Origin of the sequence: Sediminibacterium sp. (genome assembly GCF_019264485.1) — a bacterium.
Lineage (GTDB): Bacteria > Bacteroidota > Bacteroidia > Chitinophagales > Chitinophagaceae > Sediminibacterium.
Map to the genome: position 1 here is coordinate 704,235 of NZ_JAHVAA010000011.1, position 16,564 is coordinate 720,798.

Genomic DNA, 16,564 nt, shown 5'->3' on the forward strand with positions numbered 1-16,564 from the left:
TGATCAAAAACAATTATTCTGTTCTTAAACTTTTTACCGGATTGGTAAGTGAGGCCTTAATGGCTTGTACACTTACCGTAATCAGTGCAATGGCTATGGCAAGTATACCCGATACTATAAAAACCCACCACTCAATATCGATCCGGTAAGCAAACCCCTGTAACCAGTTATTCATGGCCCACCACGACAAAGGGAAAGCTATCAGGGTCGCTATTAATATCAGTATCAAAAAGTCTTTCGATAACATGGTAGTGATATTGGTTACGGTGGCTCCCAACACTTTTCGAATACCTATTTCTTTTATTCTCTGCTCAGCCATATAGGTAGCCAGTCCGAATAAGCCCAGACACGCAATCAGGATAGCCAGCAGGGAAAATGAAAAAGCGATACTGCCCATTCTTTGTTCACTGCGATACATATTATCGAAACTCTCGTCAAGAAAGCGATAACTGAAAGCAAGAGAAGGAGCCATTGTTTTCCATTTATGTTCCACTTGTTTTATCAGCCCGGGTATATCCTGTGTATTTACTTTAAAACAACCAATCCATCCGCCGCGCCCAAGTCTCATACAAACCGGACCGATTTGTTCGCGCAATGATTCAAAGTGAAAATTTTTGACCACCCCCACAATGGTATAAGCTGTTGGAGTAAGGTCGCCGCTGTTGAGGTTATTTCTTGTATATATTTTTTTACCTATCGGATCTTTAAAGCCAAGGATGGCTGCAGTAGCTTCATTAATGAGCATTGCAGAAGAGTCTGTTCCGAAATCGCGATTGAAATTTCTTCCTTTCGCCATTTGCATGCCCAGGGTGTTGATATAGTCGTAATCTATATCCCAGGTCTGCATATTCAGGCTGTTTTTGGGAGTCATCACGGCTTCAGTAGAGAATGTATTATCGCTTCTTGAAGAAAAGGATACGGGTAAAAAACTTGTTATTGTAGCACTGGAAACACCCGGAAGTTGTAGTATTTCATTTTTAAAGGCGCCTGCATTTTCATTTAATCCGCCAATGCCGCTTACCAATAAAACCTGTTCCTTGGTAAAACCCAGTTTTTTGGTTTGAATATAATTGAGCTGCTGGTATATTACCAATGTGCCGATAATGAGTATGATTGAAATGGAGAACTGAAAGACAACAAGGCCATTTCTTAACCAGCTTTTTTTAAAGCGGCTGTTTTGGTTTCCTTTTAAAACGGCTAATGGCTGAAATCTTGACAGGAAAAATGCAGGATATATACCAGCCAGCACTCCAACAACGATGGGTAAAGCTAACAGAATGGCTAATACATATCCTTTTCCGATACTCGAGCTGCTTAGTTGTTTTGCTGCAACAGTATTAAAATAAGGGAGGATGAGTACGGTAAGAATAATGGCAATAACAAGTGATATAATGACCATGATTACTGACTCACTCAAAAACTGTTTGATAAGGCTTGACCTGTTTGAACCTAATACTTTCCGTATACCTACTTCTTTTGACCTATTGGCAGACCGTGCCGTACTCAGGTTCATAAAATTGATACAGGCAATAAGCAATATAAAAAGCGCTACCGCCGAGAAGATATATACAAACTGAATGCTCCCATTAGTGCTTAATTCAGGAAAGCGGTCTGATTTTAAATGAATATCTATTAAAGGTATTAATGAATAACTAAGGTTATTGCCGGCACGTTTGAATTCGTCCATGCTTTTAATATTCATGAACTGTCCGGCCTGAGGAAGGATGTATTTGTCGATAACCTGTACAAAGTTTTTCTCGAATTCAACAGGGTCTACTCCTGATTTCAACTGTACGTACGTATGAAAATTGTGACTTAAGAAATTACCCATCTGATAATTCACATTTTTCATGGAGAAAATCATGTCAAACTGAAAATGGGTATTCAGGGGAATATCTTTCATTACTGCAGTAACCTTGTACGGGGTTTTATCTGCTTCTATATATTTCCCAATGGCATCTGTGGTGTTGAAATATTTTTTAGCAGTAGATGCCGAAATAACAACTGTATTGGGTTCTGATAAGGATGTAACAGGGTCTCCACTCAGGAGCGGTAAGGAGAAGAGTTTAAAAAATGTAGAGTCTGCATGGCATACATTGTTCTCTGTAATATAGTCGGTTCCTTTTTTAACCAACTTTGAACCGGAAGACGCATAAATACGTGTGTACTCAAGTACCTGGGGATAATCTTTCTTCAAAGTTTCACCCATCGGGTCGGAACAAACAGCAAGCCTGCTTTCATTACCTGAAAACAGAATATCAGAATTAACTCTATAAATATCGGCTCCATTTTTAAAATGCTTGTCATAGCTCAGTTCATCAGCAACATATAAGGCAATGAGGATAAAACAAGATAGCCCGATAGCAAGTCCGGTGATATTAATGACTGAAAAAGCTTTGTTTTTCAGCAGGTTTCTCCAGGCAATGGTGATATAATTTTGAATCATACAGAGGAGTATAGGTGTTGAGGAAATGGGTATTTAAACGAGAATGTTTTCTGTAACTGTTTGTCCATCCAGCATTCTGATGATCCTGTGGCTATACCTTGCATCATGTTCTGAGTGTGTTACCATAACAATGGTGGTTCCTTGTTCATTCAGGTTGGTGAGCAACTCCATTACTTCATTGCCATTGGAAGAATCAAGATTGCCGGTAGGTTCATCTGCCAGAATGAGCTTAGGGGTATTCACAACGGCACGGGCTACCGCCACACGCTGTTGCTGACCACCCGATAATTGCTGCGGATAATGATTACGGCGATGCATGATCTGTACTTTCTCTAATACTTCTTCTACTTTCTGTTTTCTTTCAGCGGCTTTAACACCTGTATAAATGAGTGGTAGCTCTACATTTTCAAATACAGTTAACTCATCAATCAGGTTAAAACTCTGGAATACAAAACCAATATTTCTTTTTCTCAGTTCAGCACGCTGGCGTTCATTGTATCCTGCAATTTCCTGACCGTTGAAAATAAAACTACCGGCATCGGGGTCATCCAACAAACCCAGAATATTCAGTAATGTAGATTTTCCACAACCCGAAGGGCCCATTACGGCTACGAATTCTCCTTTCTTAATTTCCATGGAAAGCTTGTTCAATGCAATGGTTTCCACTTCATCGGTTCTGTAAACCTTTTCGAGATTTGTAATTTTTATCATGCTGTTTGTTTAAGTAAATAATTTTGTCAGTTGTCAGATTGTCGTGAATGGTCAATGGTGAATGGTCAATACCAGGAGTTTTTTTGATTCAGATTGACCATTGACCATTCACTATTCGCTATTCACCATCCCCTTCTCACTGTTTCTTCAACACCAGTTCCTGCATATTGCCATAATTCTCATAACTCGATGTGACAACTTTCTCGCCCGGATTCAAACCCTGTACCACTTCATAATAATCAGGATTCTGGCGATTGAGCTGGATATCTACACGATATGCTTTTGTTCCATCTGCGCTAACTTTAAAGATCCAGTTGCCGCCTGTTTGCTGGTAAAAACCACCACGTGGAATGAGGATGGCTTCTGTTTCATCACTCAAAGCCAGTCCAATCTGTAATGTTTGCCCACGTCTGATACCCTGTGGTATTTCACCCTCAAATTGCATATCAACCTGGAAGCGGCCGGCAGTAACCTGTGTATATACTTTTGTGATTTTTAATTTGTATTGTTTATTGGCAAAACTGAAATCGCCTTTTAAACCAATAAAAACCCTTGAAATATAATGCTCGTCAATATCAACCCTTACTTTAAAACCATTTAATACATCAATCTGACCAAGACGCTCACCTTTATTTTTATTTTGTCCCATTTCTGCATCTAAAGAAGTGAGTTGACCGTCAATAGGTGCGCGAACTACCAGATCGCCTACTTTTTTACGGGTAAGCTGTAAAGCATTTCTGGATCCTTCAAATAATTGTTTGGCCTGTTCGAGGCTTTGTTTGGTAGAAACGGAATCCTGCCCCAATATTTTCTGCGCGAGTTTCTTTTTTTCTAACTGATAATTGTAATTATTCTCCGACTGCCTGAATTCCTGAGCCCCGATGGCTTTTTGTTCGTACAGGTGCTTGTTGAGATCGTATACGCGTTTGGCTTCTTTCAAAAGGTTGTCAACGTCGGTCATCTGGTTTAGCCTGGTCACGGTATTTTGTTCTGCAGCATTCCGGGCAATCTGCATTTGAGTAAGCAGGTTAAAGACTTGTGTTTCCTGTGTAACAAGGTTGAGGGCAAGATCGGTATTCGACAAGCGCATAATCGGTTGCCCTTTTTTCATTATGGCGCCATCTTCCACATATTTTTCTTCTACACGACCGCCCTCCAGTGCATCAAGATAAATGGTAGTAAGTGGAAGTACCACGCCATTAACGGGAATAAATTCTTTGAATGCTGCTTTCTTTACTTCACTGATGGTTATCCGTTCAAGATCAACATTCAGTTTGGGTTTACCGGAAGTATAATAATAACTCGCAGCAATTAATACAACTACTGCAATGATGCCCACCAGGGTCATGATTCTTTTTGAATTCCATTTCTTTTTTTGAATGACTCTGTCCACTTGCTGATATTTTCTGTTAGATAAGGTTAATAAAATGGGTAGTTGAAATTTCCAGTGTTCTGGCTGGCTCATTGTCAGCGCAGCAAAGCACACAAACTACCAACCCGGCCGTAAATACAAATAGCAGAATGCCGGTGCGAGTATTTTTATTTGCCATGATTTTTTTCATTTCAGGTTATTTACTCAATAGGTATTGAAAGGATGGTGCCAAATTTCGATTAGCTGATTATCAATTAGTTGTGTTGATAGTGCCTACCGAACTGTTCGCTTTTGATACAAAAACTGTCCGCTTTTGATACAGTGCTTGCAATTGCCATAAGCATAATCTATTCGTTCTCAGATTCTTAGTGAACTGGTATATTTATGGACTGGAATAGTACAACAGTATATTCAGTTAAAATTGTATTACATGAGTTTAAAAAAAGCGCGCATACTGGTAATTGATGATGATTCGGATGTACTTACAGCGGTGAGGTTATTACTGCGCCCCGAAGTAAAAGAAGTGGTAACCGAAAAAAATCCGGAACAATTACCCGCACTGATTACTTCAAGTGAGTTCGATCTGGTTCTGCTGGATATGAATTTCAATGCATCAATCAACACGGGAAATGAAGGCATTTACTGGCTGAAGCGCATCAAGGAAATTAAACCTGCAACTGCGGTGGTAATGATTACAGCCTATGGTGATATTGATCTGGCCGTGCGTTCTTTAAAAGAAGGGGCAGCTGATTTTGTGGTAAAACCATGGCACAATGAAAAACTACTTGATACTATTGCTACAGTAATAAAAGGTGCAGGAACTGTAAAGACAAATGAACAAATGAATAAAGGTTACCCCGTTGGCGCCACTGGTCATATAATGCTGGGGGAGAGTGAAGTGATGCAGGAAATATTTTATAAACTGTCGAAGATTGCGCCAACTGATGCCAATATACTGATACTCGGAGAGAATGGAACCGGGAAGGATTTAATAGCTGCGGCCATACATCAGCAATCGTTGCGGGCAAATGGGCCTTATATAAAGGTAGATGTAGGCGCATTAACAGAGAGTTTATTTGAAAGTGAATTGTTTGGTCATAAAAAAGGTGCATTTACAGATGCCCGTGACGACAGAGCCGGCAGGTTTGAAACTGCAGATGGAGGTACTTTATTTCTTGATGAAATTGGAAATATTAACCTGCAGCAACAGGCCAAACTATTAACGGTATTACAAAACCGGCAGGTAACAAGGCTCGGGGCTAACCAGGCTATACAAATTGATATCAGGTTAATTTGTGCTACAAATCTTCCTTTACAGGAACTGGCCAATGAAAATAAGTTCAGGAAAGATTTAATCTACCGGATCAATACCGTTGAAATTGTAGTGCCACCCTTGCGAAAAAGAAAACAGGATATACCCTTACTTGCGAATCATTTCGCAAAAATTTATGCAGCCAAATATTTTAAGCCTAATACCAGCTTTGCAGCATCGGCTATCGAAAAACTGCAACAATATTCATTCCCGGGTAATGTTCGGGAATTGCAATACACAGTAGAGAGAGCCATTATTATGACTGAATCTGAGTTGATTGAAGCAAAAGACCTGTTATTTTCTCCTCTCGAAAATCCTTTAACAGAAACAGAAGATATAGCTGAACTGAAGCTGAGTACACTGGAGAAAAATACTATCATGAAAGTAATCGACAAACATAATGGCAATATCAGCCGGGCAGCAAAAGAACTTGGGTTAACAAGAACGGCTTTATACAGAAGGTTGAGTAAATACGAATTATAAAAGCTGATGATGAACAAAATAAACAGTAAAAGAGAAAAATCATTTCAGTGGGATATTCTGGGAAGGGTGGTATTACTCTTTGTAGTATTAACGGCAGCTGCTTTTTTAGTGGTGAAAGGATGGTATGTTTATGCGGTACTTTTATTACCTGTAATTGCTTACCAGGTATATGATTTTTATCGCTTTCATAAAATTGCAGAAGATGAAGTGCGAGAGTTTGTAGAATCTATTCAGTACCGCGATTTTTCAAGAAATTTTAATGTACAGAATGCGCCGCATGAGTTACAGCCTTTGCGTAAAGGGTTTAATGATATCAATTCAACATTTAAACTGATTACGCGGGAAAAAGAAACCCAGTTTCAATACCTGCAAAAAATACTCGAACTGGTTGATACAGGAATTATTTCCTACGAAATTGAGAGTGGGGAAGTGGTATGGATGAATGAATCATTGAAAAAAATGTTACTTACGCCATACCTTAAAACCATTCATTCGCTGGAAAAAAGAGACCCCGTATTGTATGAACAATTAGTGGGCGTAAAAACCGGCAACAGTGTGGTTGTAACTGTGCATCAGGAAAAAAGTAATTTACGTGTACTGGTTTCAGCTACAGCTTTCCAGACTGATAATAAAGTGTTTAAACTCATTGCATTTCAAAATATAAATGAGGCATTGGATGAAACAGAATCGAAAGCCTGGCAGCGGTTACTGAGTGTAATGACACATGAGATCATGAATTCGGTGGCACCTATATCTTCACTGGCCGATACACTCCATAACCGACTTCAGGCTTCTGGTTCAGCACTTAACCAGGACGCAGGATTAACTGAAGACCTGACCATTGGCATTGATACCATCAAAAAAAGAAGTGAGGGCTTGTTGAAATTTGCAGAAGTATACCGTAACCTGAATAAAGTAACCCAACCCAATGTAAAACCAGTATATGTTCGCGATCTGTTTGAAAGTATGCACCATCTTATGGAGCCCACACTCAACCAGAAAAAAATTGAAATGGACATCGTATTAAAAGACCCTGCACTTTCACTCGAACTGGATCACAATCTCATAGAACAGGTATTGATCAATCTAATCATCAATGCCATGGATGCGGTAAAAGAAACAATAGATCCGCGTATTACGCTATCGGCTATTGAAATGCCCAATAAAAAAATAGTAATCAAAGTAACTGATAATGGATCGGGCATGAGTGAAGAAGTGATGAATAATATTTTCATCCCCTTCTTCAGCACTAAAAAAAATGGAAGCGGCATTGGCTTGAGTCTATGCAAACAGATCATGATGCTGCATAAGGGAAATATTACTGTTCAGTCAATTGAGGGTAAGGGAACGGCGTTTACGTTGCAATTTTAATGTGGGAATGGTGAATAGTCAATCGTGAATATTACTGCCAAAAATAGTATTCGCCATTCACTCTTCATCACTTAATAATCACCGTTCCAAGCTGGTTGGTAATTGCGCGTTCTGCTTCTTTGAGGTGTTTATGAACTTCTAGTAATTGCCTGAAATTTTCTATTGGAGCATGTTCAATATCGCGCTGGTTTTCTTCGATCATTTTTTTGATCCTGCGGAGTTTGTAATAACTGATACTCATCATTACATCCTGTTTGCTGGTATCCCGGTTAACAATGTTCATTCCTTCGAGTACTTCATCCCAGTTCTGACTCAATTCAAAAGGGAAAACCGAAATGCTGATTACCAGATTTCTTATTTCTTCATCGTTGTGATACAGCATTGATTTAGTCGTTGGTTCCAGCCCTTTCGTGTACCATGACTTATATTCTTCATAGAGTTTTTCAAGTACAGGTGTTTCAAAATGAAAATGATCCAGTTCAGAGAAGATGTAGTCGGCCATATTAGTGGTTTCATCCCAGGAACGGAGACCATATTCAAGTAAAACCCTCAGTATATTTCTCTCATGAGCTTCATCCTGCACCAGCATTCTGGTGGTATCGTCCAGCACATCTTCTGGTTGTGCGCCTTCCTGTAGTTGTGCATTAACATCATCAAAAGAAACAGTTTTCTTTTCTTCCTTGGAAATTTTGTCGCGCTTATATTTATTAACGAGGTTGGTGAGTCCTGCTTCATCAATTCTAAGCAGGCCTGCACATTGCCTTATATAATCCTGTTGTCTGGTGAAATCTTCTGCTTTATTTATTTTACTCAGTGTTTCAGCGATCTGGTTCACCACTGCACTTTTCCTGCTCACATCAGTGCCCGCTTCTTTGAGCATTACTTCCAACTGGAAGAGTATAAAATCTTTTTTCGATTTGGCAACGAACTCATTGAAAGCCGTTACGCCTACTTTGTTTACATAACTGTCGGGATCTTCATTATCCGGAATAAGAACAAGCCGAACATTGAGTCCTTCTTCCAGAGCCATATCCAGTCCACGCAAAGCTGCTTTTACACCCGCACTGTCGCCATCGTAAATGATGGTAAGGTTGTTGGTGTATTTTTTTATCAGTCTTATCTGGTCGGTAGTTAATGAAGTACCACCACTGGCTACTACATTTTCAATACCAGCCTGGTGTAAACTCACTACATCGGTATAACCTTCTACCAGCAAACATTCATCAGCTTTATCAATAGCCATGCGGGCCTGGTAAGAGCCATACAAAATCCTGCTTTTAACATAGATTTCGTTTTCCGGTGTATTGATGTATTTAGGGCCCCGATCACTTTTGCCAATAACCCTTGCGCCAAACCCGATGATCTTGCCTGTATTGCCATGAATAGGGAAGATGATACGGTTGCGATAATTGTCGACGAGTTCATCGTTGTTTCGCAGTGCCACCAAACCAGTTTTAGGCAATAGTTCTGCATTAAACTGGTTGGCAAGCAAGGCCTTGGTTAATGTATCTCTTGCATCCGGATTATACCCGATCTGAAATTTATGAATGATATCTTCCCTGAAACCACGCTCTTTTAAATAGGAGAGGGCAATATTTTTTCCTTCTTCTGTTTCGAGTAATTGCTGCGAGAAAAATTTCTGGGCAAAATTGTTGATGATGTACAGACTTTCGGAAGTCAGTAGTTGTTGTTTCTGTTCCGGAGTAGTCTCGGTTTCTTCAATTTCTATATTGTATCGAGCAGCCAGCCAGCGTAAGGCTTCTACATAACTGTATTTTTCATGTTCCATCAGGAAAGTGATGGAATTACCACTTTTGCCACAGCCAAAACACTTGTAAATTTCTTTGGTGGGGGAAACGGTAAATGAGGGGGTCTTCTCGTTATGGAACGGACAATTACCAATATAGTTGGTACCTCGTTTCTTCAGCTTCACGAATTCTCCTACTATATCAATGATATCGATACGGTTGGTGATTTGTTGTATGGTGTTTGGGGAGATCATGTTAGTGAGTAGTCAGTAGTGAGTAGTCAGTAATGATCAGATTCTCTCACTACTCACTGTCCGGTACCGGAGGGCGAAAATACAATTTTGGGTCTTAGGAAATTGGGCAATTGTATCATTTCCTTATTTTTAACCATGCTAAAGAAAGAACGTCAGGCATATATTATACAACAGATCAATATCCATAATAAGGTATTGTCGTCTGATCTCAGTGTACAACTGGATGTATCGGAGGATACGGTACGCAGAGACCTTCAGGAGCTTGCTGAAGAAGGGAAGCTGATTAAAGTGCACGGGGGTGCATTGTCGAAATCGTTTCATTTTACCCTTGAAACCAGCAGTATTTATTCATTACCTGAAAAGAAACGCATTGCTTATAAAGCCATAGAACTCATTAAAGACGGCATGTTTGTGGTTTTGTCGGGTGGTACCACCATCCGCGAACTGGTAAAAGCACTGCCTCCCGATCTGAATGCCACTTTTATTACGGTAAGCGTGCCCATTGCGCTCGAATTACTGGAGCACCCGAGTTGCGAAGTAATATTTTTAGGTAATAAATTATCTAAAACGGCACAGATATCTGTTGGTGCAGAAGTCATTCAGCGCCTGGCAGGTATAAGGGCCGATTATTGCTTTTTAGGAACCAATAGTATGGATGTCAATTATGGAATAACTGATCTTGAGTGGGAGATTATTGAGGTGAAAAGGGCCATGATGCATTGTGCCCAGAAGACGGTTTCACTGGCTATTTCAGAGAAACTCAATACTACACAAAGGTTGCAGGTATGTAAACCTGAGGAAATTGATATACTGATTACAGAACTGGAACCTTCTGATCCCAAGCTGGTACCTTATGTTCAAAAGGGGATCACAGTCTTATAAAACCCGAATGCTTGCCGGTTGAGAGGCAAAAGCTACCCAAAACCGCAGTATGATCATCTAAATGCAGGTTTTTGCGGAAATTCACGTGTTTGCCGTATAATGTGCAAAAAATTATGGATAAATATATTCGTAAATATGCACTGTAAACTTTAACATTGCTTTATTATTCCGCTTTTCGATAATCAGGCCTGTTTTTTGCAGTTTTTTGCAACATTAAAATTCAGAACTGGTGCATTGTTTTGCGGGAATCAATTGTCTTAATGAGGAATCCGGGATTGCCATACGAAGCGTTCCGAGACTAACTCACCGTTTATTTGAAACCAAAAAACCTGTTATGAGAAATTTCGTCTCAATGATGAAAGTGGCTTTTGTGCTGCTTTTTCTGTTTTCCCTGCCGGCCCTTGGTCAGAGTCAGACAGTATCGGGTACTGTTACAGATGCTGCGACAAAATTACCATTGGCGGGTGTAACTGTCAGGGTTGTGGGTGGTTCGGCCACAGCACAAACCAACGACAGAGGATCCTTCACCATCCGTGCGAACAACGGACAATCACTTCAGATCAGTTATGTAGGTTATGAAGGCAAGCGTGTGTCGGTTACCGGCAGTCAGCTTACTATTACATTAACTGCGGAAGTATCTGAACTGGAAGAAGTGGTAGTAGCGATGGATATTAAGCGTAAACCACGTGAATTAGGTTATTCTGTTCAGAAAGTAACCGGTAAAGAAATTGCCGAGTCGCAGCGTGAAAACTTTGTAAACAGTTTACAGGGTCGTGTAGCCGGTTTGTCGATCACACCTACGGGTGGTCAGGCCGGTTCATCATCATCGATTGTACTGAGGGGCTTTAACTCAATGGCCCTGAGTAACCAGCCACTCTTCGTAGTAGATGGTGTAATCGTTGATAATGGTTCTGTAAATGAAAGTGGTGGTGGTGCTACCATTGGTATTGCATCTGATCAGCCGAATCGCGGATCAGATTATACCAACCGTATCTCCGACATCAACCCTAATGATATTGAATCTGTAACTATACTGAAAGGACCAGAAGCTACCGCCCTTTATGGTAGTCAGGCTAGTTCTGGTGCAATTGTTATTACTACCAAGAAAGCAAAAGCAACGGGAAAAGTGAGCGTTAATTATGATAACAGTTTCCGTATCCAGTCACTTACCCGTTTACCCAAAGTATCTCATATGTACAGTCAGGGTAACAATGGTATTTCTGATAATTCAATTTTTACATATTACGGTCCTGCATACGGTGCAGATGAGAAAGTATACAGAAACCAGGTAGAAGATTTCTTTGAAACAGGTCTTGCACAAACACATAATGTGAGCGCTGATTATGGTACCAAGAATTCATCCTGGCGTTTTTCTGGTTCATTCTTCGACCAGAAAGGTGTGGTGCCAAACAATAAATTCTCAAGGTATAACCTGCGTGTTTCAAACACCACCAAGGTGAATAAATACATTGATTTTTCTCCCTCCATCAGTTATATCAGAACCACTAACCACAAACCACAGCGTGGTGCCGGCGCATACCTGATGAACCTGCTGGTTTGGCCATCAAATAATGATGCAAGTCAGTACCTCACTGAAGATTCTAAAAAGATCGCCATTGGTCAGGATGAGTTTGATAATCCATACTTCAACTCTAATTTCAACAGGGCTTACGATGTAAACGATCGTTTTTTGATGACATTGGGTGTGAACATCAATCCGTTCCCCTGGTTAAGTATCGCAGGTCGTTTCGGTTATGATACTTATCAGAATGACGGATTCTCTGTCATGGACTCTGCATCATCTGCAAGACTGCCAACTACTTTTGGTGGAGGTTTTGTAAGAACATCAAGAGGATTCCAGGATAATTTCTACCGCAAATACAAAGGATATAACCATACTATTACTGCTACTGCACGTAAGAGTATCGGAGCCTTTAATGGCCGTGCAATGGTGGGTACCATGTGGCAGGATTACCGTACAGAAATGTATGCAGTATCTGGTGCCGGTTTGAAAGGCAACTATAAAAACGGTATGGATAGTAACAACACCAATCCAGCTACCCGTATCCGTTTGAACAATGCATTGCGTAATGGCGGACCTAACTACGTGTTGAGCCGTCAGGTAGCTTTCTTTGGCGAGTTTGCCCTGAACTACAAAAACCTGGCATTCTTAACCTACTCTCATCGTTTTGAAGAGTCGTCTATCTTCCCTAAACAATTCAGAAGTTATAATTACCCAGCGGGTAGCGTGAGTTTTATTATGTCAGATATCCTTCCTTTTATCAAGAAAGGAAATGTACTGAACTACTTTAAACTGAGAGGATCACTTGCACAAACTGCAAGATCAAGCTCTCCTTATGCTAACCAGTCTGTATTTAACTTTGTAAATTCAAGTGGTGGTGGTTTTGCATATGGGTTCTCTAACAACAACTTCTTCCTGGAGCCTGAAATTCAGAAGACTTATGAAGTGGGTGCCGAGTTTAAATTCCTGAACAGCAAAATCAACCTGGATGTTACTTACTATAACACCCTGAATGAAAAGCAAATTGCTGAAAACTTCAGAGCGAGTTATGGTACCGGTTTCGTACTGAATACCCTGAACGTAGGTTCAACACGTAATACAGGTATTGAAGTTGCTATCGACGCAACGCCAATCCAGAAAAAAGACTTTGGCTGGACTACCCGTTTGAACTTCAACAGAATGCGTAATAAAGTGTTGAGTCTGCCTGCCAACGTTCCTGAATTTTATATCTCCGATACCTGGGTATTTGGTAATGCACGTGGTGGGTTGATTACAGGTGGCCCGAGTACCAGTATTACAGCTGCAGGATATCAGCGTAACAGTGCCGGTCAGATTCTTATAGAACCTACAACAGGCTTGCCACTGGTAGATGCAACATTCAAAGTAAGAGGCGATAGAAACCCTGATTTCTCAATCGGATGGAGTAATAACCTCCGCTACAAAAATTTCAGTCTGAGTTTCCTGTGGGATGTTAAAGTGGGCGGCGATATCTTCAATGCCAATGAAATGTTCCTCACCGTAAGAGGTAAAAGTTTAAGAACTGAAAGCAGGAAGCAGGCAATCGTGGTAAATGGTGTATTGAATGATGGTTTGCAGAATACAGCTAACCCAACTAAAAATACCATTGCCATTACACCTTATAACCTCCAGTCTTACTACACATTAAGAATGCCTGAAGAAGAGTTTATTGAAAAGGATGTAAACTGGGTTCGTTTAAGAGATATAACACTGAGTTATGTCTTCCCGGCGAAAGCCATCCGTAAGCTCAGCTTCCTGAAAGGGTTAAGCCTGTTTGCTACAGGAAACGATTTGATTCTGATTACTAACTATACAGGAGCCGATCCGGCTACCAGCGCCAATACATCAGCTACAAGAGGCGTGGGTGGATTTGGGTTTGACTTTGGTAACATTGCCACACCGGTAAGTGTAAACTTTGGTCTGCGTGCAGCCTTCTAAACAGTATCAAATTATTCGTGTAACTACAAAGAAAATATTATGAAACATACATTTTTCAAAAAACTGCTTATCGGACTTACACTTACCAGTGTAATGGCCGTATCATGTAGCAAAAAGATTGATGAAGCCTATCTCAATCCAAATGCCGATGTAAAAGTTCCGCCAGAGCAACTTTTGCCGGGTATTCTGGCAAGTATGGTAGGTAACGGTGCCGGTCATGGTTCGTCAAATGACAATCGTTTTGCCGGCCGTTATACGCAATACTGGCATTCGATCAGTGCCGGAAGCCAGGCCGACGCGTACGATATGATGGGAGGCACTAACACCGTAAGTGATAACGCTGCTTCAATATGGCGTGCACATTATTACGACTTAGGTCAGAACCTGATGCGTATGATCGACTGGGCCGCTGAAGAAAAGAAATGGGATTATGTAGGTGTTGGACAGGCCATTTTTGCCTGGAGCTGGTTAACATTGGGCGATTACCACGGTGAAGTGATCCTGAAAGAAGCATTCAATACCAGTCTGATTACTTTCAAATACGATGAACCACAGGAGGTATATACTTATGTAAGACAACTTTGTCATACAGCATTAGCTAACCTGAATAAAACAGGTGATGGTGTAAGTCAGGCAAACCTCGCAAAAGGAGATCAGTATTTCTATGGCGGTGATGTAAACAAGTGGAAAAAATTTGTTTACGGTGTATTGGCACGCAGTTTCAATCACCTCAGTAATAAAAGCTCTTATAATGCTGATTCAGTAATTGCTTATTCAAACCTGGCTATTACTGCAAACGCAGATAATGCAACACTCAAGTATGTACAGACTATTTCCGCCAACTCTAATTTCTATGGACCGCTGAGGGGTAACCTGGGTACATTGCGTCAGGGAGCCTATTCTGTGAACCTGCTGAATGGTACCAATCCGCACCCATCATTTAATGGGGTGGTAGATCCTCGCAGATGGTACCTGTTCCGTACAAATCCCAATGGTGGTTTTGTAGGATTAGAGCCTAACAGGGGTAATGCAGGTATTACGAATGCGAATGACCGTCCGGAAAATTTCTGGGGAGGTACCAGTGCTACTACAGCCTCACCTGCAAATGATGCAGCCTGTCGTTTTATCTTCAGAAATGCGGCTGAATTCCCTGTGATGACCGCCAGTGAAATTCAGTTCATGAAAGCAGAAGCGGCCTTCAAGAAAGGCGATAAAGTAACTGCTTTAGCTGCGTTCCGTCTGGGAGTGAGCCTGCATTTTGATATGCTGACTGACAAGTATAATGTGAATATACCTGCGGGTAATGAAATTACATCTGCTACCAAAGCGGCTTATATGGCCAGCACTGCAGTGCCTAATGATCCGCTTACATTGACTTTAAGCCATATCATGATGCAGAAATACATTGCACTCTGGGGTTATAATGCGTTGGAAACCTGGGTAGATATGCGTCGTTACCATTATACTGATGTTGATGCTACCACTACTTTACAGGTATATACCGGGTTTACACCGCCAAGTGGTATCAATATGTATGCAGATAACGGTGGTAAGTTTGTTTACCGTGTCAGACCCCGTTATAACTCTGAATATGTGTGGAACTTCAATGAACTGGTGCGTATTGGTGCCGATAAACTGGATTATCATACCAAAGAAACCTGGTTCTCACAGAAATAATCACACCCTCAAAACTTAACAGATGAAAAAAATACTATCATATACAGCCTTACTTGCTGCAGGGATGATGACCATCATTGCGTGTGAGAAACAGGCCGATAAGACAGCTACATTTACGTCAGCTTCCGATATGGCTTTTGTGAATGTAATACATGCATCTCCTAATTTCAGACAGGTGTTTAATGCACCCGACTCGATCAATGTATTCATCAATAACAATAAAGTAAACGGAGCTTTAATTACTTATGGAGGCACATTTCCTACACCTGCAACTTCATTGAGTGGATATATTGCATTAGCTCCGGGATTGCAGAATATTAAACTTACAGTGGCGGGAAGAGTTACTCCGGATTCTATTCCGCTGACGACTTTGTCTAAAATATTTTCAAAAGGACAAAAGTATTCACTGATCATTACAGACGCCATTCAAAATGCAAGAGACTCTTCTAAGATTTTGCTGCCGGATGTGTATACAAAACCCAATCCCGGAAGCTATAGTCTTCGTTTTGTAAATGCTGTTTCTACTGATACAGCAGGTACATTGGTAAGTGTATTCTCAACCAGAAGAAATGCGCATATCTTCAACAGTATCGCACAAGGTGGTGTGGCTAATTTCCAGTCATTCCCTTATAATATTCAGTTGAATGATACCCTGTATATCCGTAGACCCGGAAGCACTTATAACCTCGATACATTAAACAATGTTTCTTTCAGCAACCAGAGAGTATATACCCTCATTTATCGCGGTGATGGAAGAACCAATGTAGGAACCAAAGCAAGAGCATTGGTAACCTATTTACACGAATAAGAATAGTTAAGAATATCCTTTA

General features: G+C 40.7%; 10 protein-coding genes. 6 read left to right on the forward strand and 4 right to left on the reverse strand.

The genetic code is table 11. The annotated features are described in order from the left end of the window. Positions 1-13 precede the first annotated feature (13 nt). The 3 genes from KXJ59_RS09305 to KXJ59_RS09315 all read right to left on the reverse strand — a co-directional run bounded on the left by KXJ59_RS09305 (position 14) and on the right by KXJ59_RS09315 (position 4,550). Complete coding sequence (locus KXJ59_RS09305) at positions 14-2,446, reverse strand: ABC transporter permease (RefSeq protein ID WP_295203634.1); 2,433 nt, start codon at positions 2,444-2,446, stop codon at positions 14-16. Between the two features lie 33 nt (positions 2,447-2,479). Then, a complete protein-coding gene (locus KXJ59_RS09310) occupies positions 2,480-3,157 on the reverse strand; it encodes an ABC transporter ATP-binding protein (protein ID WP_295203637.1) in 678 nt (225 codons plus the stop codon). A 136-nt stretch (positions 3,158-3,293) separates the two neighbouring features. After that, positions 3,294-4,550 carry an HlyD family efflux transporter periplasmic adaptor subunit gene (locus KXJ59_RS09315; RefSeq protein ID WP_295203640.1) on the reverse strand — a complete coding sequence of 419 codons (1,257 nt, stop codon included), beginning with the start codon at positions 4,548-4,550 and terminating at the stop codon, positions 3,294-3,296. Positions 4,551-4,959: 409 nt separating this feature from the next. Between KXJ59_RS09315 and KXJ59_RS09320 the strand changes: the two genes are divergently transcribed. Further along, on the forward strand, positions 4,960-6,324 hold the full coding sequence (locus tag KXJ59_RS09320) for a sigma-54 dependent transcriptional regulator (protein WP_295203642.1): 1,365 nt from the start codon (positions 4,960-4,962) through the stop codon (positions 6,322-6,324). Between the two features lie 6 nt (positions 6,325-6,330). Further along, positions 6,331-7,695, forward strand: a complete 1,365-nt coding sequence (locus tag KXJ59_RS09325) for a HAMP domain-containing sensor histidine kinase (RefSeq protein ID WP_295203644.1) — start codon at positions 6,331-6,333, stop codon at positions 7,693-7,695. A 67-nt stretch (positions 7,696-7,762) separates the two neighbouring features. On the opposite strand, the gene dnaG is transcribed toward KXJ59_RS09325, so the two are convergent. Further along, positions 7,763-9,697 carry a DNA primase gene (gene dnaG, locus KXJ59_RS09330; protein ID WP_295203646.1) on the reverse strand — a complete coding sequence of 645 codons (1,935 nt, stop codon included), beginning with the start codon at positions 9,695-9,697 and terminating at the stop codon, positions 7,763-7,765. 135 nt (positions 9,698-9,832) lie between these two features. Here dnaG and KXJ59_RS09335 point away from each other — a divergent pair, with 135 nt between their 5' ends. The 4 genes from KXJ59_RS09335 (at position 9,833) to KXJ59_RS09350 (ending at position 16,542) form a co-directional block, all read left to right on the forward strand. Continuing rightward, on the forward strand, positions 9,833-10,579 hold the full coding sequence (locus KXJ59_RS09335) for a DeoR/GlpR family DNA-binding transcription regulator (protein WP_295203649.1): 747 nt from the start codon (positions 9,833-9,835) through the stop codon (positions 10,577-10,579). Between the two features lie 334 nt (positions 10,580-10,913). Continuing rightward, entirely contained in the window at positions 10,914-14,057 is a 3,144-nt protein-coding gene (locus KXJ59_RS09340) for a SusC/RagA family TonB-linked outer membrane protein (protein WP_295203651.1), read from the forward strand. A 39-nt stretch (positions 14,058-14,096) separates the two neighbouring features. Next, a complete protein-coding gene (locus tag KXJ59_RS09345; RefSeq protein ID WP_295203654.1) occupies positions 14,097-15,734 on the forward strand; it encodes a SusD/RagB family nutrient-binding outer membrane lipoprotein in 1,638 nt (545 codons plus the stop codon). 22 nt (positions 15,735-15,756) lie between these two features. Continuing rightward, positions 15,757-16,542, forward strand: coding sequence for a DUF4397 domain-containing protein (locus KXJ59_RS09350; RefSeq protein WP_295203656.1), 786 nt, complete (start codon positions 15,757-15,759; stop codon positions 16,540-16,542). The last annotated feature ends 22 nt before the right edge of the window (positions 16,543-16,564 follow it).